Annotated in this window: 16 protein-coding genes, 2 tRNA genes and 1 pseudogene; 3 read left to right on the forward strand and 16 right to left on the reverse strand. The window is 58.0% G+C overall.

Going from position 1 to position 16,287, the window contains the following annotated elements:
* Positions 1-38 precede the first annotated feature (38 nt).
* Both IB266_RS18795 and IB266_RS18800 read left to right on the forward strand, forming a co-directional pair.
* Positions 39-641, forward strand: coding sequence for a hypothetical protein (locus IB266_RS18795; RefSeq protein WP_192262071.1), 603 nt, complete (start codon positions 39-41; stop codon positions 639-641).
* Between the two features lie 196 nt (positions 642-837).
* A complete protein-coding gene (locus IB266_RS18800; protein ID WP_192262072.1) occupies positions 838-1,470 on the forward strand; it encodes a hypothetical protein in 633 nt (210 codons plus the stop codon).
* A 150-nt stretch (positions 1,471-1,620) separates the two neighbouring features.
* On the opposite strand, the gene IB266_RS18805 is transcribed toward IB266_RS18800, so the two are convergent.
* From IB266_RS18805 to IB266_RS18850, 10 genes are all read right to left on the reverse strand, one after another.
* A complete protein-coding gene (locus IB266_RS18805; protein ID WP_099169306.1) occupies positions 1,621-1,896 on the reverse strand; it encodes a hypothetical protein in 276 nt (91 codons plus the stop codon).
* Positions 1,893-2,873, reverse strand: coding sequence for an integrase domain-containing protein (locus tag IB266_RS18810; RefSeq protein ID WP_192262073.1), 981 nt, complete (start codon positions 2,871-2,873; stop codon positions 1,893-1,895). Before IB266_RS18810 ends, IB266_RS18805 begins: the two co-directional genes overlap by 4 nt.
* A 910-nt stretch (positions 2,874-3,783) precedes the next feature.
* Complete coding sequence (locus IB266_RS18815; RefSeq protein ID WP_192262074.1) at positions 3,784-5,106, reverse strand: tyrosine-type recombinase/integrase; 1,323 nt, start codon at positions 5,104-5,106, stop codon at positions 3,784-3,786.
* Positions 5,107-5,278: 172 nt separating this feature from the next.
* A tRNA-Thr gene (locus IB266_RS18820) sits at positions 5,279-5,354 on the reverse strand.
* A 75-nt stretch (positions 5,355-5,429) separates the two neighbouring features.
* A complete protein-coding gene (locus IB266_RS18825; RefSeq protein WP_192262075.1) occupies positions 5,430-6,254 on the reverse strand; it encodes an FkbM family methyltransferase in 825 nt (274 codons plus the stop codon).
* Between the two features lie 331 nt (positions 6,255-6,585).
* Positions 6,586-7,818 carry a methyltransferase gene (locus IB266_RS18830; RefSeq protein ID WP_192262076.1) on the reverse strand — a complete coding sequence of 411 codons (1,233 nt, stop codon included), beginning with the start codon at positions 7,816-7,818 and terminating at the stop codon, positions 6,586-6,588.
* Positions 7,799-8,488, reverse strand: a complete 690-nt coding sequence (locus IB266_RS18835; protein ID WP_060739629.1) for an ABC transporter permease — start codon at positions 8,486-8,488, stop codon at positions 7,799-7,801. Before IB266_RS18835 ends, IB266_RS18830 begins: the two co-directional genes overlap by 20 nt.
* Positions 8,485-9,180 (reverse strand): ABC transporter permease, encoded by a 696-nt coding sequence (locus IB266_RS18840; protein ID WP_103310089.1) that lies wholly within the window; start codon positions 9,178-9,180, stop codon positions 8,485-8,487. The genes IB266_RS18835 and IB266_RS18840 overlap by 4 nt, the downstream gene beginning before the upstream one ends.
* A gap of 78 nt (positions 9,181-9,258) precedes the next feature.
* Complete coding sequence (locus IB266_RS18845) at positions 9,259-10,014, reverse strand: ABC transporter substrate-binding protein (RefSeq protein ID WP_060739627.1); 756 nt, start codon at positions 10,012-10,014, stop codon at positions 9,259-9,261.
* Positions 10,015-10,027: 13 nt separating this feature from the next.
* A complete protein-coding gene (locus IB266_RS18850) occupies positions 10,028-10,801 on the reverse strand; it encodes an ABC transporter ATP-binding protein (protein WP_014336086.1) in 774 nt (257 codons plus the stop codon).
* 396 nt (positions 10,802-11,197) lie between these two features.
* Between IB266_RS18850 and IB266_RS18855 the strand changes: the two genes are divergently transcribed.
* Positions 11,198-11,647 carry a carboxypeptidase regulatory-like domain-containing protein gene (locus IB266_RS18855; protein ID WP_192262077.1) on the forward strand — a complete coding sequence of 150 codons (450 nt, stop codon included), beginning with the start codon at positions 11,198-11,200 and terminating at the stop codon, positions 11,645-11,647.
* Between the two features lie 9 nt (positions 11,648-11,656).
* On the opposite strand, the gene IB266_RS18860 is transcribed toward IB266_RS18855, so the two are convergent.
* The 6 genes and pseudogenes from IB266_RS18860 to IB266_RS18885 form a co-directional block, all read right to left on the reverse strand.
* A complete protein-coding gene (locus tag IB266_RS18860; protein WP_192262078.1) occupies positions 11,657-12,103 on the reverse strand; it encodes a hypothetical protein in 447 nt (148 codons plus the stop codon).
* Positions 12,104-12,143: 40 nt separating this feature from the next.
* Entirely contained in the window at positions 12,144-14,378 is a 2,235-nt protein-coding gene (locus IB266_RS18865; protein ID WP_192262079.1) for an ATP-binding protein, read from the reverse strand.
* Positions 14,375-14,980: a biliverdin-producing heme oxygenase gene (locus IB266_RS18870; RefSeq protein ID WP_192262080.1), complete on the reverse strand. Its 606-nt coding sequence runs from the start codon at positions 14,978-14,980 to the stop codon at positions 14,375-14,377. The genes IB266_RS18865 and IB266_RS18870 overlap by 4 nt, the downstream gene beginning before the upstream one ends.
* A 99-nt stretch (positions 14,981-15,079) precedes the next feature.
* Positions 15,080-15,352, reverse strand: a pseudogene (locus IB266_RS18875) (PDDEXK nuclease domain-containing protein); the annotation flags it as partial.
* A gap of 257 nt (positions 15,353-15,609) precedes the next feature.
* The gene (locus IB266_RS18880) at positions 15,610-16,017 is read right to left on the reverse strand and encodes a hypothetical protein (RefSeq protein ID WP_060739619.1); all 408 of its coding nucleotides are present in this window, start codon (positions 16,015-16,017) and stop codon (positions 15,610-15,612) included.
* Positions 16,018-16,194: 177 nt separating this feature from the next.
* A tRNA-Phe gene (locus IB266_RS18885) sits at positions 16,195-16,270 on the reverse strand.
* Positions 16,271-16,287 lie beyond the last annotated feature (17 nt).

Here is a 16,287-nt window from a genome sequence, read left to right on the forward strand (position 1 = left end):
ACGCCGCAGTGTTCGGCATTACGTATTAAGGAAAAAAGATGAATAAGCCAGACGTTGCACTAATCTATGAAGAGGGCATGCCAAGTGAATTGTATGTTGATTTCGAGAAGGCATTGCACAACCCAAATATCTGTATAGCGATTGAGTCTAGGCCCCCTAGTGGACCTCAAGCATGTCTTGAGTGGTTTATTTTTCCAATTGTCGCGGCTTACATAGCAAAACCTTACTTTAAGGCACTTTTTGGGGAGATGGGTAAGGACCATTACTTGCTTCTGAAGGAAAAACTTTCCGAAACAGCAGGCAAGGTGATGTCGCAACCTAAAATAGAGCCAGTCCTCTTAGGATCAGCAGGTAAGCTGAGTACGGAAAATCCATACTCCCTCGCTTTCTCCATATATGCGGAAGCAAATGATGGCAAAAAATTCAAACTACTTCTCCCAAAGAAATCGTCAGTAGAAAACGACTACAACGAAATAGTTAATGTTTTTTTGGATTTCCTATCTGAGTATCATGCAGGAATAAAGCAGCTTGACGAAATTGGTTTTGACTCTAATGCCAATCCGCCGAGTGGACTTATATTTGTTCGTGTTGATCCAATCACTAAGAGCATCGAATGGCTAGATCACAGACGCAATGGATAATGTAGGGAAGGCGAGCCCGCAAAAAAAGATCGGACATCGTCAAAGATGCCATCCAAACTTCCGATGGGCGAGTTTATTCTTGCGAATACTGTGACAAAGATTGGAGCTTTTAAAGGTTTGGCAACCTACTATGGCCTTGATTTTTTTTAAAATTATGCGCACAAATTTTTTATGTTTTTTATCGGAGTAGTTCGATATGTTTGAGATATTTAACTCTTTAATCGGTCAAGTTGGTGGCGCGGCAATCGTCATTACCGGACTTTCGGCTTGGCTGGGGAGTATTTGGAAGGATCGCATCAGCTTGAGAGAGAAGGCGACTTTTGACGTTCTTATAGAAAAACTCAAATCAGAGCACTCTCGCCAGACACAGAATCTGGAAAGCGCATTGCAAACCGAGCGTCACCTAGTTCAATTGGGGCATGCAAATCTGATCGAAAAAAGAGCTGTATTTATCGACGAAAGCTACAAGCTTCTCGTTGATCTGCACGAAGCGATATATGAAAATATTCGACCCGATTATTTTGGGAGACAACGACCTTCAATCACGCAGGCATATGAATCGGCATTGCCAAAATTCGATGCCTTCGTTGAGGTTTATGAGAAAAATAAAATTTATTTTTCTAAGGCAACGTCAGAAAGAATTTCAGACTTCTATGTTTCGGCTGCTCAGACATTGGATCAGGCTAGAGTAGCCATGCGGTCAGGGGAGGCGCTGGGGCACGGTGAGACGCCTCACCTTCAAAAATTGTTCGAGAAAGTGAATTACGAAATGCATGAGACTCGGACGGCCGTCGAACAGGAATTCAGACAACTAATGCACGTGCAATGAGTAATATCTATTTTTATAGAGGGGTTTTAATGTTTGGCTTAGACTTATGTCAGTCTTTTTACAACTCTACGGATTGAAAACTTCCAGCCAGAAATGTCAGGGTGTGACCGTTGGTCAGTCGGCCACTTTTGGCCGATTGCTGACCTTCGCCTAACGCTTGAACTGCCAGGATTTCCCTATACGAAGAGTTAGCAAATGGATGGTCAGGAGATAGTAATAGCGCGTCGATTCAGCGTGCTGATTCAGGTGGTGATTTAGAAACCAGTCGAGATGCTTTTGCTGCCAGGTCCATGGATTGTCACGGTGCCAGCGATTAGACATCGCCGCTTGAATGGCCTTTGCTTGGCGTAGGTGACGCTCGCGTGTGGCATGCGACCCGGTCAGTACGCTTGCCAGGAACAGCTCCATATCGAATGGCTTGCTCATGCTCGTCCCCCGATATACGCCGATACTACGTCGATACGGCCGTGCCCGAGTTCATAGCTGATTTGGTCTCGGGCCGCCTGATCGAGGCGTCGGTCGAGCTGGTAGCAACTGCCACCGTTGATGGGCGCAGGATGCTGGGTGATTTGCTCATAGCGTTCGCACGCATAGGCTGCCCGCAGTTCGTGGAAGCCTTTTAGGTTGTGCGCATGAAGGGTGTCCCGGGCTGGACGGACGATTCGCTTTTGGAAATCGAGGTAGCTTTCGTTCGGTGCAAGCAGGTTGCGGCTGCCGTCGGGCGAGACCTGATCGGCAAACTTCAGCGCGTCACGAATATGATCATCTACCGTAATCCAACGAGGAGCTGATGCGCCCGAGCGGCCACCTTTGGTGCCGTCCTGAATGTTGATCTTACCGAATTGCTTGGCTTCACGTTTTAGACGGGGTAGGTCCGCCAAAATGGCCTCACGTAAGCGCATGCCGGTGGCTCGCGCTAACTGAGCGATGGCCGCGGCGCGCGGCTTCTGGTGTTCGTAAAGTACGTCGACGATCCGCTGCACGTGTTCGCGGTCTTGGCCTTGTGGAACTGTCGTGCGGATGGTGGTGCGCTGCATTTCCAACGCCTTGCTCGGACTCGGCACCTTCACATACTGATCACCGCGAAGTGCCGCCATGGTTCGGTTGACGCTGGACAATCGGTTTTGTGCGGTGGCGATAGCGAGGTCGCCGCGCTCGACTAAGTGACGTAGATGCGCCGCGTAATCCGACAAGATCTGGCGATCTATCTGCCGTGCATCGTTGAGTCTTGGTCCATCATCTGAGCGACACCAGCGCACAAACGCCTGCCAGCGATCACTGTGCGCCTTGACCGTGCCGTAATGCCCGCCGCCAAACAGATCGCGCAACGCCTGTGGCCCGGCATAACTCAGTTGCCGTCCATATCCAAAATTCCGCCCATCCCGTCTACCTACCAATGCCATGATCAAACTCCTGTCGAAGCCAAATCTTTGAAACTTTCCCCACGTCATCCCGCCACGAATGTTGAGTGTTATCAGGGATCAAGGCCCCTGCGACCTGTGAGGGTTGTCCACTAACGCGGGACTGGCGGCTCTTTACGACCGGGAGCTTGGGCATCTCATTACCTGACCTCCTGAGCACCTCTGAAGAAGTGGGCGGGTGGAGGCTGCACTGGCTGACGAGACCAATGCCGCGAGATCCTGAGTCGGGTGAATGCAGCGAAGTGATGACCGGGGCGTGCCTGACTGTCAGTCAGGTGCAGTCCATTCCGTGGGCTGCGGCACCATCATCTGCATCGCTGTTGCTGGTGACTTCAGTGTTTGTCACGCCGATTGTCACGAGGGGGAATGCCGCAAAGCCTTGTACGAGTTGGGCTGCAGCAGCGGTAGGAGCGCCCGTCTCTTTCCGGGAGAAAGAGACGGGCGCAGGTTGGCGCACGGGAATGGCCAAGCGGATAGGTTGCTGCAGGGCAGCTATGAAAGGGGATGAGTTGCCGCAGTGGGCACACTGGAAAAAGTAGGCATCCATCACATCGCTGTGACCGTGCGAGCCGCCGGACGCTAATCGCACTTTGGGAGAACCACCACCGTGTGGCGTAGCCTTAAAGGTTCTGGCTACCTAGGTTGCTGTCGGCGACAGCGCTTTGCCCGATCTTTTCTACGCCTGTGGATAATTCGGGTCAAGACTCCAATTTTCGGGAGTTCTGCGGCTGTGGATGAAATTATCCACCGGTGGAAATCAGTGGTTTTCCACAGACAGTTGGGTGGGCTTTAGATTTTTTAAGTGAGGTCCATCCAAGCAGGGCGGCTTTGCAGCCCTGTTTGGATGGACCCGCGTTGACAAGCGGATCGCTGAGATATGAAGATCGAGCGCTTACTCGGTTGCGCCACGTTTTGCTTTTAGGCGAGTGACGTTCGCTCCGGTCTGGTTCGCGAATTCGTGTGGAGTGACATGTTCCTGCCGGTTGGCCTCCAGATACCGGCTCCACCAGTTCATGATCAGCCTGCGCTCCTCAATGAACTCGGCCTTGTGGATGTATGCGGCGCGGACGTTGTTGCGTTCCTTGTGGCTCATCTGCCTTTCAATGGCGGTCTCGGACCACAGTCCTGACTCGATCAGTGCGCTGCAGGCCATCGAACGAAACCCATGTCCGCAGATATCGGTTTTGGTGTCGTATCCCATCGTCCGTAGCGCGTTGTTCACGGTATTTTCGGACATGGGCTTCCAGGGTTTGGCATCGCCTGCGAAGACCAATGCGAAGTTACCTGTGAGCGCATGGATTTTTTCGAGTAGCGCCACTGCTTGCGGCGATAAGGGTACTAAATGGATATCCCCTGCCATCTTCGTACCCCTTGTGGAAAAGGGTACTCCCTCCAACGCGGGTCGAGTGTCCGGTATCTCCCAGGTGCCACGCTTGAGGTCGAATTCGCTCCAGCGGGCGAAACGCAGTTCGCTGGATCGTACAAACACATGCAGCGATAGCATCACCGTCAGGCGGGTAAGTGCGCGGCCTTTATAGGTGTCGATCCGCTCCTGTAGTTCCGGCAGTCGCGATAAGGGTAGAGCGGGGCGATGTACCACCCGCGGGGCTTTGATCAAGCCTTCGAGGTCGTATGCAGGGTTGGCGGTGATAAGCCGGAGGCGTTTTGCCTCGCGCATGATGCTCTGCAGGTAGTTTTGTACCCTTAAAGCTACGTCTATCGTTCCGCGCTTCTTGATCGTTTCCAAGGGCTGCATGAGGTCATGGGTGTCGAGGTCGACAATGGCGCGGGCGCCGATCAGCGGGAACACGTGAGTTTTGAGGCGACTCATCACAGTCTTGGAATGGCCTGGTGCCCACTTGGCCGACATTTCCGTATGCCAGTCGAGCGCAACGCTTTCAAAGGTTCTGCCTTTGATTACGGCTTCCGCCTTGGCTTGGTGCTTGGTCTCTATGGGATCAATGCCATCCGCCAGCATTCGCTTGATCTCCAAGCGCTTGCGGCGTGCATCGGCGAGGCCAATGACGGGGTAGTTGCCGAACGAGGTCAGTCCTTCGCGTCCATCAGGTTTGACGTAACGGAGCCGCCAGCCTTTGCGGCCGTTGGGTTGGACTAGGAGGTAGAGGCCATCGCCGTCGAAAAGCTTGTAGGCGCGGTCGGTGGGCTTGGCTGAGCGGCAAGCCGAATCAGAGAGTGGAGCAGTGGTGCGCGACATAAGGGTACTCCCTTTTATCGAAGTGACCTTTACCCCAAACTCTACCCTTAAACCAGTTGGAATCCACCAGGATTCACCGGAATCCGACGGAACGCCAAAACGAAAAAACCCGCCAGAAGGCGGGTTTTTCGGGGGTTCCAGAGATTTTGAAAGCCTTCTCTGGAACCTTGTATGGTGCCGGCACCAGGAGTCGAACCCGGGACCTACTGATTACAAGTCAGTTGCTCTACCAACTGAGCTATACCGGCGTGTGGGCGACGATTATAGCGATTGGGTGCGTTCTGTAAACCCCTGAATTCTGACTATTTTTGCGCAGGTCCGGCTTAGGCGCGGTGGAGCAGGTTGCGCAGTTTGTTCAGGGCGCGCCAGGTGCGGCTGTTTTGGATGGCGTGGAGTTGGGCTTCGGCCTGTTCGGCGCGGCGCAGGGCGGCGTTGAGTTGTTGGTCGGTGTCGTCGATGGGGTGGCTGAATTTGTGGCCTTTGCAGAGCTGGAAGCCGTCGAGGTTGCACGGTGGGATGTCGAAGGCGGGTTTGAGGGCCAGGTGTTCTTCGGCGAGGTAGTAGGTGTTGATGCCGTCGAACAGGATGGATTGGTAGCCGGCGTCGGTGATCAGGTGCTCCCAGGTCTGGTCGCGGGCCCACGGGGTTTCGATGAGGATGATCCAGGGGCGCCAGCGGCTGAAGTCCATGCCGCGCAGCACGGTTTCTTCGTGGCCTTCGACGTCGATTTTCAGGAAGTGGATGGGGTGGTCCTGGGCGTATTGTTCGCAGATGGAGGCCAGGGTGCGGGATTGGACGGTCTGGTTGCGCACGTCCATGCCGGCGTCGCGATGCTGTTGGGCGACGCTGGCTTCTACCGTGGACAGGCCCGTGTCGGCGATGGTGTAGAAGGTCAGGCTTTCGGCGTTTTCACCGGCCACGCATTGCAGGTTGGTGTCGTGGGGGCGTTGCTGACAGAGGGCGTCGTAGTAGGCCGGCACGGGTTCGATGTTGATGCCACGCCAGCCGCGGTCGTAAAACGCTCGGGTGACTGAATCATCTGTCGGATGGTTGGCGCCGACGTCGAGGTAAAAGCCGTTTTCCACCGATTGAAGGGCGCGCCACAGGCGTATGTCTTCGAAGTTTTGTGCGTAGGAAATGAACGTCACGGCCAGTCCTTGAGTGTGTCGGCATTGTGTCAATCACGATACGTGGGGCTGTTGTATAGCACGGGCGCGGCGGACGCAATTATTGGCGCGGGGCAGCACTGAATTCGGCGGTTATGTCGTTTTGCTTAGACGCTTATGCACAACGGGCTGGATGAGACGCAGGGCATCTTGCGATTTTGTGACCGCTTTCGCGTTTCGTCGCAAATGCCTGTTTTCATGGTTTTTTATCCATATGAACAAAAAATGACCAATGCTGATACGGTCAGGAAATCTCGGATTTCTTGGATCCGGGTTTATTTCATCAACAGAGTTATCCACAGGCTGTTTCGCCTCAGTAACGCTCTGCCAGCAACAGCAGATTGCGCGGCGTCAGTGGGGTTTCGCAGAAGGTGCCAAGGCGAACGTCGTAGCCTTTTTGCGTGAGGAAAAGCGCCCGGTCCAGCACCAGCCAAAGCTCCAGCGGTCGTCGGAAAAGGCCTCTCAGTAACTCCAGGTTGCGTACCTCGGCCAAGCGCTGATGGCCCGCTGCTTCCAAGGCGACCCAATCAGGCGTGCCGACTGTGGATAAGTCTTTCAGGGCTGCCAGATCGGTGCAGTACTGGGCGAAGGATTTTTCCAGCCAAGCGCTGGGGAGTGACGGCGTGGGCAAGTAGTCGTTGCACCCTCTGATTTGTCGTTGCAGCAAGTCGAAGCCCAGGCGCCAGGCCATGGAGTGGTCTCGTTGTCTTCTGACGCGTGCGCCAGCGGTGACGGATTCGGTCAGCGGCAGGCTGAGATCGTCGAGCGACAGCTGTAGGGCGGAGCCCTTGGCGGCGTCGGACAGCGCTTGATAGCGCTCGGTGTTGATGCGGTTGTAACAGCACGGTGCGATAGCCAGTTGTGCACAGCCAGCGGCGCTGGCCAGTTGCATCAAGCGCACATGCAGGTCGCCACAGGCGTGCAGGGCTACGGGAGTGTGTTCGGGGTGGAGCACCTGGGCTGCGTCCGCCGCTAGCACGTCTTGTTGCAGGTGCGTGGCGGGCAGGTGATGGCGCTGGCTCAGCTGTTGGCCACTGGCGACCAGTGCGGGGTCGTATTCCAGGCAAGTCAGTTGCTGTTCACCGTGCAGCAGGCGTCGACCGAGGTGACCTTTGCCGGCGCACCAATCCAGCCAGTGGGTCGGCTGGGTGGTGAAGTGCAGGCGGCTGGCGAAGGCTTCGATCTGCTGCCATTTGCGCCCGGGTACGTCGACGTTCAGGCGATGGCTTGGCGCTTCGAGTGTGCTGGCAGGCAATTCTGCGAGAGCGCTCAATGTGCGAGAGATAGCGGCCAATTCCGGGAACGGTGCGGGTGCGTCCTCCATCAACCACGGCTGATGATGATCATTTTCCGCCGCTTCCAGCGAACGCTGGCGTAGCCATCGGGCCAATTCCGGGTGGGACGTTTCCCAAGGCAGCTGCAGGTGGGTGAACGGACGTGGTTTCCACAGCGCCTGGTGCGCTGTGAGAAAAACGTCCAGCGCCGTGAAGCGGGCGAGCAATGCCTCGCCCGTCAGCACGTCGCTGTCAGCGCCCTTGGCAGGCATCGACGCGCAACCAGCGCTCCAGCTGCTTGAAGCCTTGCACCAACAGGAAGGACATCAGCAGGTAGAACATGCCGGCGGCGAAGAATATCTCCACCGGCAGGTAGGTCCGGGCAATGATGGTGCGGGCCATGCCGGTGAGTTCCAGCAGGGTCACGGTGCTCGCCAGGGCACTGGCCTTGAGCATCAGGATCACTTCGTTGCTGTAGGCCGGCAGGCCGATGCGGGCAGCACGGGGCAGCATGATGTAGAACAATGCCTTGGGCCGAGACATGCCCAGGGCCCGTGCGGCTTCGATCTCGCCCTTTGGGATGGCCTGGATCGCGCCGCGCAGGATCTCGGCGATGTAGGCGGCGGTGTGCAAGGTCATGGTGACCGTGGCGCACCAGAACGGGTCCCGCAGGTACGGCCACAGCGCGCTGCTGCGCACGGCGTCGAACTGCGCCAGGCCGTAGTAGACCAAAAACAGCTGGACCAACAGCGGCGTGCCACGGAAAAAGAAGATGTAGGCGTAGGGCAATGCCCGCACCTGCCACAGGCGCGAAGAGCGGGCGATGCCCAGCGGAATCGCCAGCAGCAGCCCGGCGATCACGGCGATGGCCACCAGCTCCAGGGTCAGTGTCGCGCCTTGGGCCAGCTTCGGCAGCCACTTGATGATGACGTCCCAGTTCATTGGGTGCTCCTGGCAAATCCACGGGCGGCGCGTCGTTCCAGCAGGTGCATGCCGAGCATGGCGAGCACCGTCAGCCCCAGGTACATGAACGCTGCGACCATATAGAAGGTGAACGGTTGCTTGGACACGGTCACGCCAATCTGTGCGTGGCGCATGATTTCTTCCAGGCCGATCACCGAGACCAGCGCGGTGTCCTTCATCAGGATCATGAACAGGTTGCCCAGGCCCGGCAGGGCGATGCGCCACATCTGCGGCATGATCAGTCGGGTGAAGATCCGCCACTTCGACAGGCCCAGGGCGACGCCGGCCTCACGGTGGCCCTTGGGAATTGCCAGGATCGCGCCGCGAAACACTTCCGTGGCGTAGGCGCCAAAGCACAGGCCCAGGGCAATGACACCGGCGGCGAAGGCGTTGAGGGCAAGGTCAGGCATGCCCAGGTACTCGCCCAGCGCACGCATCAGGTTGACGGTACCGAAGTAGATCAACAGCACCCAGAGCAATTCCGGAATGCCACGAACCAGTGTCGAGTAAGTGCCGCCAAGCCATTGCAATGGCTTGTACGGCGAGGTCTTGGCCAAGGCACCGAGCAGGCCGAGCACCAGCCCCAGGCATAGGGCCGAGAGTGCCAGTTTGACGGTCATCAGTGCGCCAGCGGCGAGCGCCGGGCCGAATCCGTGGAGATCGATCATCATGGGTGTGTGTTCATATCGCGGCAGGCTTTGCTAAGGGCCGGCGCTGCGGTGTGGCAGCGTCGGCCGGGTACGTCAGCATCAATAGATGTTGAACGGAAAGTACTTGTCGTTGATTTTCTTGTAGGTGCCGTCGGCGACAATTTCCTTGAGTGCGGCGTTCAGTTTGTTGCGCAATTCGTTGTCGCCCTTGCGCACGGCGATGCCGATCTTGTCGCTTTCCACCACCGGGTCGCCCTTGAATTCGTAGGCGCGGCCGGCCTCGGTTTTCAGCCAGTCATAGTTGACGTATTTGTCCGCCAGGATCGCATCGACGCGGCCAGAGGTCAGGTCCAGATAAGCGTTTTCCTGCGTGTCGTAGAGCTTGGTGGTGATGTCGCTACCCAGTTCGTCTTCCAGCCAGGTGCCGGCCAGGGTCGCCCGTTGTGCGCCGATGACCTTGCCTTTGAGCGAGTCCTTATCGGTCTTGAACTCGGCGCTTTTCGGCGCGATGAACTGCAGTTTGTTGGAGTAGTACGGGTCGGTGAAGTCCACCGCCTGCTTGCGTTCCTCGGTGATCGACAGCGAGGAAATCAGGAAGTCGAATTTCTTGGCGTTCAGGGCCGGGATGATGCCGTCCCAATCGGAGGTGACGACTTCGCACTCGACTTTCATCTTGGCGCACAGGGCGTCGCCGATGTCTTTATCGAACCCCACGACCTGGCCGCTGGCGTCCTTGTTGTTGAACGGTGGATAGGCCGCTTCGATGCCCATCTTCAGTTTATCGGCCGCCATGGCGTTGGCCGAGAAGACCAGGCTGACGGCTGCTGCCAGGAGGAATTTCTTGTAGGTCTGCATCTGTACTGCTCCGTTAGCGGTTGCTGGACATGAATTGTTTGCAGCGCGCCGAAAGCGGGTTTTCGAAGACCTGCTGTGGCGATCCTTGCTCCTCGACCAGGCCTTGATGAAGGAACACGACTTCGCTGGAAACCTGACGGGCGAAGCCCATTTCATGGGTGACCAGCAGCATGGTGCGTCCTTCTTCGGCCAGGGCGCGGATCACACTAAGTACTTCCTGGACCATTTCCGGGTCAAGGGCGGAGGTGGGTTCGTCGAACAGAATCACCTTGGGCTGCATCGCCAGGGTGCGGGCGATGGCGGCGCGTTGCTGCTGGCCGCCCGACAGTTCGGCCGGGTAGGCGTGGCGCTTGTCGGCGATACCGACCTTGGCCAGCAGCGCTTCGGCCACTTCGACGGCTTCGGCCTTGCTCTGGCCGAGCACCCGGCGCGGGGCTTCGATGATGTTATCGAGCACGCTCATGTGCGGCCAGAGGTTAAAGTTTTGAAACACAAAACCGATCTCGCTGCGCAGGCGGTTGATCTGTTTGCCGTCGGCGGCCACCAGTTCACCGTTTTTCGCGGCCTTGAGCTTGAGCTCTTCGCCGGCCACCAGGATCTGGCCCTGGTTGGGATTTTCCAGCAGGTTGATGCAGCGCAGAAACGTGGACTTGCCGGACCCGGAGGATCCGAGGATCGAGATCACATCGCCGTCGCGGGCGGTCAGCGAGACGCCCTTGAGCACCTCCAGCTGTCCGTAGCGTTTGTGCAGGTTGCGGATTTCAAGCGCGGGCGTGGCCTGGGCCATGTGCGGTCCTCATGGTGTGTGCTCCCTTGCTGTTGGCTGCCTTCCTTGGCGAGGCGGCCAAGCTAGCATGCGTCCGAATGACAGCCAACAGCGCTTCGGCTGGTAAACCGGGGATGTGTGGCAGGTTGTCGCATCGGCACAGCAGTCTGTCGCGCCATCAACAACCGAACGGCCGTTTGAACCCTGTCTGCCGGTGAAAAGCCCGGGGAGTCGCGTGAAAAAAGGCGCGATGGTGCCAGCTTTGGGCGGGGGTTGGAAGGGTTAACCGGATGAGCGTGTCGCTGTGCTTTGAGTGGTTACTTGGTTTCCGTTCATAGCCAATAGATCTAAACCTTGCCGCGTAATCAAGATCAAAAGAGAACTCATGAGCTGTTTCCAGTACCTGGAGTCCTCGCCATGAAGCATAACCATTACTTTTTGCTGCCCTTCCTTCTGCTCGGCGCGCTGTTGTTCCCCATCATGCTCAACGCCACGAACCTGGCCCCGGTAGACAGTGCCGGCGTGCAGGTCCAGCCACAGCAACAGAACGGCATTACCTATCTGTCCGGTGGTATCGGCGAGGACGAAGCCCGGGCCATCGGGCAGGCCCATGGCTACAACCTGCACATGACTTTTGCGATCGGCCCGGAAAACAAATACGTCCCGGATGTGGACGTGACCGTGCAGAACGCATCGGGACAAACATTGTTGACGCTCAGCGATGCGGGGCCGCTGGTTTATGTGCAATTGCCGCCGGGCAAGTACAACGTGGTGGCGACGCGCAACGGGGAGGCGCGACGCGACACTGCTGAGGTAGGCAGCGGGGCCGCGCGCAACCTGGTGTTCCATTGGAACGGTGATGAATAGCCGACCCGCTTATTCGCTGGCGGGTGCTTCCATCGACTGGCGATAACGGTCCAATGCTTCGCTGAAGTCCTTGATGAACTCCGGTGTGCTGAGCCAGCGCTGGGCGGTCTCGCGGTCCATGTCATCGACCCACATGCGGTAGTCCACCAGCATGTCGGCGGCCAGGTTGGTCGCCGCCATGCCTTCGTTTTCAGCGTTCTTCAGGTCGAGCAGGCCTGGGCGTTCGATGATCATCACGCTCAGGGACGTAAGCAGCGTATCGAGCATTTCACTGCGGCTGACGGCCTCGGCTTCGCGCAGCTTGGCGAACAGTTCCAGCACGTAGACCGGTGGCTGGGCGGTGGCGTGGGCCGGATCGCCATACATCGGGATCGATTTGCGCCCGGTCATGCGGATTTGCTTGGCTTTGTCTTTGGCGCGCTTGGCGCGTTTTTGCTGTTTGTTCAGTGAGGCCATTGGGCTTCGGTTTCCAATTCGTTAGGGGGCGGTGCCCGGCTCAGTCGATTCTCGGCACGGTAAAGCGGAATTCGCTGCCCTGGCCTGGCTGGCTTTCGGCATGCAGTTTACCGCCATGGGCCTGGACAATCCCCTTGGAAATGTACAACCCCAGCCCGGTGCCGTTCGGGTTGCCCTCCTTGCTCGTCCAGTAGCGCTCGAAAACATGAGGCAACTGCTCTGGCGTAATCCCTTCACCGGTGTCGCGGACGCTGAACACGATCTCGTTCCCGACGGACATCGCACTGATGCCCACGGAGCCCTGCTGCGGCGTGAACTTGATAGCGTTGCCGATCAGGTTGGACAGCACCTGGAACAGCCGCTCGGGATCGGCATTGATCCTCAGGTTCGGTTCGGCACTGAAGGAAATGTCGATGGCCTTGGCAGTGGCCAACGGCGTCAGCAGCGAGCAGGCGTCTTCGAAGATCTGGCTGACGTCCATTGGCTGGGGATTGATGGTGTAGCGCCCGGCGTCGATGCGCGAGGTGTCGAGCAGGTCCTCCAGCAGGGCATTCATGCGGCTGGTAGCCTGTTGCATGGTGTCGATGGCTGAGGCGATACGCTTGGAGCTGTGGGAACCGTCGGAGCTGAAGGCCTTTTGCATCATGCCGCAGAGCATGGAAATGACCGTCATCGGGCTGCGCAGGTCATGAGACACCACGGCCACCAGTTCATCGCGGGCCTGCACGGCCAGGCGCTCCTTGTGCACCTGGCGGGCCAGGTCGTTTTCCAAGGCCGAGCGCCGCAAGTCGTTGGCGGCGAACAGATCGCCATGGCTCCATTTGGTACTGATGCCGGCCATTTCGACTTTCCAGATCTCGAAAGACGTCCGGGGTCGCAGGCGCAGACCGGTCTCGCTGTTTTCCAGGTCCAGGGGTTTTTGTGGGTCGCCGCTCCATTGGAGGGTTTGCTTCACCTCGGGGCGGAACCACAGCACGCCGTTTTCCACAGGCTTGGGCAAGTGGATCGCCAGCACGCCGCTCGCCACGTCCTGATACGCCTGGGCCGCAGGGAACACGCTGCTCAGGTTGTGGTGAGAGAACACCGGCTTGCCGGTTTCCAGGATCCATTTGTGCAGCTCGCGGATCTGCTCCGGTTCCGGGCACTGGCCATGGCGGTGCAGTTTGTTGTCCTCGAGAATCGCGACGCCACTGGCGCCGGTCAGGTCCATGAGGCGTTGCGGCTCGTGGGACAGGCTATCGAAGACGTTGTCGCTGGACTCGGCCATGACCGCGGCGAGGACCTTGAGGTCTTCCAGCTTGGCGTCCCGTTGCCGAGTCAGTTCCAGGGTTTGCATGGCGCTGATCTGCAATGACAGCACCTGGCCAATGGTCTGGCAGGCCATGCGCATTTCATGGGGCACCAGCAGCGGCTGGCGATTGCCGCAACTGATCAGCCCCCACAAGCGTTCGCCTTCCATCAACGAGATGCTCATGGACGACAGCACACCCATGTTTTTCATGTACTGGCGGTGGATCGGCGAGACGCTGCGCAGTGTGGCAAAACTCAGGTCCAGGGGCGCCTGGGTGTCGGACCGCAATTGCGGAACCAGCGGCACCGGCGCGTAGTCGGCGTTGGGGATGATCCGCAGCCAGTTGATGCGATACAGCTCGCGAGCCTGTTCGGGAATATCCGACGCCGGGAAAAACAGGCCCTTGTAGAGCTCCATCGACGGCGCACTGGCCTCGGCAATCACTTGGCCGTGGCCTTCTTCCTCGAAGCGATAGATCAGCACCCGGTCGTAACCGGTCATGGCCTGGATTTCCCGCACACTGATTTCGTACAGGGCCTGGAGGGTTTTCGCACTTTGCAGGCGTAGCAACATGCGGCCCATGTTGGCCTCGCCGCTGACCCCTTCGGGGCGATAGTCGCTCAGGTGCTGTTCCAATTCGACGATCAGGGCGCCCTGATGGCGATGCACCAGGGCATCAAAACGCTGCTGGTTCACGACAATGGCCACGGGCACGTTGTCGCTTTCCGGGGCGGCGCGACAGGCGATGAGGATCGCCTCGGCCTGTTCCAGCCCCAGCAGTGCGTCGAGTGTCTGGCCCAGCAGCCTGTGGGGATCCTGCGCCATCAATTGCAACACGTTGGCGCTGACCTGACGGATCACGAAGTCGGGCTCGGACAGCATCAACAACACGCCGTGGGGCTGGATGGCCCCAGGAAAGCGAATCGGTTCGTCTGCGCAATTGGCCAGCAGTTCTTCGAAGGCTTCCTGGTTTTCCGGGGTCATGACAATACCTTTTGGCTGTCCAGCCAGTGTTCAAAATGAGAGAACGTCGCCTTGGCGGCGCGTGTGACTTCGAACACCTGGGCCTGGCCAAGGTTCCTGTCGTCCAGGTATTGGAGGAAATCCTTCCAGCGCCGGCCGGTGAGTTCGCCATACACGTTGAGGAAGGCTGCTCCGCTAGAGGCGTCAAGCCCCAGCTCCTCGGCCACCCTACGCCGCAGGATCTGCCCCCCGAGCGTTGCACCTTCCAGCACATAGGACACGCCGAGTGCGGCGGCACGGGAGTCGATCAGCGGCAACGCCTGGCAGGTGGGCAGCGCTTCGATAGTAGCTGCTTCCAGACCCAGGGCCGTGAGATCCGCCCGCAGCACCGGAAGTTTGATCCGTAGGGATTGGTCCAGCCCGGTCGGCGTCAGTGCAAGTACATGAAGGCGTTGTTCCAACGGTTGATAGAAGCCGTAGTAGGCCGCCATCAGGCGCCGATACAGATCGAGGTCCAGCTGTTCGGAGAAAAACGGCAGGCGTTTTTCCAAGGCAATGTGCAGTTCAGCGGTTTCGCTCCGCAATGCCTGGATCAGAGAAGGGTAGGGTGCGGCCGATGACATGCAGGATAGGGTTCTTTGACTGGAGCGTTGCTGAAAGAAACGCATAAATCTTACATGGGTTTTGGGCAATGCAGTCATCGGGTGTCGGCCCTCATTTCCTCAAGTCGCTGCGCCTGCTTGCTGCTCGCCGAGTCGCGCCCGTTCGCGATTTAGCTCATTGCACAGCTCTTCTTCCGAGGGGAGCACCAGCTTGTATTGACTGGCCAACAATTGCTCATTGCCCTGCAATACGGAGTAACGCACCACCGATTCGTCTTTCTGGGTGCACAGAATGATGCCGACGGTGGGTTTGTCATCCGGGCCGCGTTTAAGGTCGTCGTAGAGGCGCACATACATGTCCATCTGCCCGATGTCCTGATGGCTCAGCTCGCCGAGTTCGTTGATCAAGGGGGCGAACTGAGGGTCATCTTGGGGCAGCAGTGGCGTCATCGCAGTGTCCAACCATTGAGAGGGGCGGACTGCAAGGATGCATCAAGCGATGTTTCGATGATGCCGGACGGGGCTGATTGCTTGGGAGGAAAAATAGTGGATTGGCGCAGGACGGGTATGACGCCGCCCCATGTTGGTTGACCTTGGTTTGTAGGAGCTATCCCCGCAGGGCGTCATCCATCGTGGCCCCGGTCTGATAGTCAGTCCTGGCCTTGCGTCAGCGCCTGGGAGGCAGCCACATAATCGGCCTGGAATTGCTTGCTTTCCACCCAGTCCAGCGCGGTCTGCTCATCCACGCCCGTGGTCAGACGGCGGTATTCGATCAATGCGGTAATGATGAAATCGGTCGCTTCTTCCTCACCTTCCTGTTCCAGCACCAGCGCCAGCAGGGGATGGGCCAGGAACGCTTCGCACAGCGCCTTCTGGCTGACCTTTTCGGCGGCACTCATTATCTGGAACAGTTCCGTCAGGTCCACGGTTTCCAGATCGATGCGCTCGTCGTTCGGGTCCAGGAAGTCGTTCGGCGCAGCAGCACGCCGAGTGCGGTTCTGCTTGGCTTTCGCCTTGGCGCGCTGGCTGCGCTTGTGCTGTTTGTTCGCCGATGACATGGTCGGATTCCTGATGGATAAGGCCATCTATCCTACAGCCTCAACGCCGACGCTTCGAATCTCAATCCACGACGAAGAGCGTAGCCCCCGATGAGGTGGAGGGTCGATGAGGCGGCGCAAGGAAATCCCGGGCAATAAAAAACCCCGATCAATTGCTTGATCGGGGTTTTCGGTATTTGGTGCCCAGAGACGGAATCGAACCGCCGACACGGGGATTTTCAATCCCCTGCTCTACCGACTGAGCTATCTGGGCAACGGGGCGCATTAAAC

The sequence above is a fragment of the Pseudomonas sp. Pdm06 genome (assembly GCF_014851795.1).
GTDB lineage: Bacteria > Pseudomonadota > Gammaproteobacteria > Pseudomonadales > Pseudomonadaceae > Aquipseudomonas > Aquipseudomonas fluorescens_AA.

Bases quoted from the DNA above. Each gene is read 5' to 3' on its own strand.
- IB266_RS18800 (WP_192262072.1), top strand. From the start codon at position 838: ATGTTTGAGATATTTAACTCTTTAATCGGTCAAGTTGGTGGCGCGGCA.
- IB266_RS18845 (WP_060739627.1), bottom strand. From the start codon at position 10,014: ATGCAGACCTACAAGAAATTCCTCCTGGCAGCAGCCGTCAGCCTGGTC.
- IB266_RS18795 (WP_192262071.1), top strand. From the start codon at position 39: ATGAATAAGCCAGACGTTGCACTAATCTATGAAGAGGGCATGCCAAGT.
- IB266_RS18815 (WP_192262074.1), bottom strand. From the start codon at position 5,106: ATGTCGCGCACCACTGCTCCACTCTCTGATTCGGCTTGCCGCTCAGCC.
- IB266_RS18850 (WP_014336086.1), bottom strand. From the start codon at position 10,801: ATGGCCCAGGCCACGCCCGCGCTTGAAATCCGCAACCTGCACAAACGC.
- IB266_RS18835 (WP_060739629.1), bottom strand. From the start codon at position 8,488: ATGAACTGGGACGTCATCATCAAGTGGCTGCCGAAGCTGGCCCAAGGC.
- IB266_RS18830 (WP_192262076.1), bottom strand. From the start codon at position 7,818: ATGCCTGCCAAGGGCGCTGACAGCGACGTGCTGACGGGCGAGGCATTG.
- IB266_RS18860 (WP_192262078.1), bottom strand. From the start codon at position 12,103: ATGGCCTCACTGAACAAACAGCAAAAACGCGCCAAGCGCGCCAAAGAC.
- IB266_RS18840 (WP_103310089.1), bottom strand. From the start codon at position 9,180: ATGATGATCGATCTCCACGGATTCGGCCCGGCGCTCGCCGCTGGCGCA.
- IB266_RS18810 (WP_192262073.1), bottom strand. From the start codon at position 2,873: ATGGCATTGGTAGGTAGACGGGATGGGCGGAATTTTGGATATGGACGG.
- IB266_RS18880 (WP_060739619.1), bottom strand. From the start codon at position 16,017: ATGTCATCGGCGAACAAACAGCACAAGCGCAGCCAGCGCGCCAAGGCG.
- IB266_RS18865 (WP_192262079.1), bottom strand. From the start codon at position 14,378: ATGACCCCGGAAAACCAGGAAGCCTTCGAAGAACTGCTGGCCAATTGC.
- IB266_RS18805 (WP_099169306.1), bottom strand. From the start codon at position 1,896: ATGAGCAAGCCATTCGATATGGAGCTGTTCCTGGCAAGCGTACTGACC.
- IB266_RS18870 (WP_192262080.1), bottom strand. From the start codon at position 14,980: ATGTCATCGGCCGCACCCTACCCTTCTCTGATCCAGGCATTGCGGAGC.
- IB266_RS18855 (WP_192262077.1), top strand. From the start codon at position 11,198: ATGAAGCATAACCATTACTTTTTGCTGCCCTTCCTTCTGCTCGGCGCG.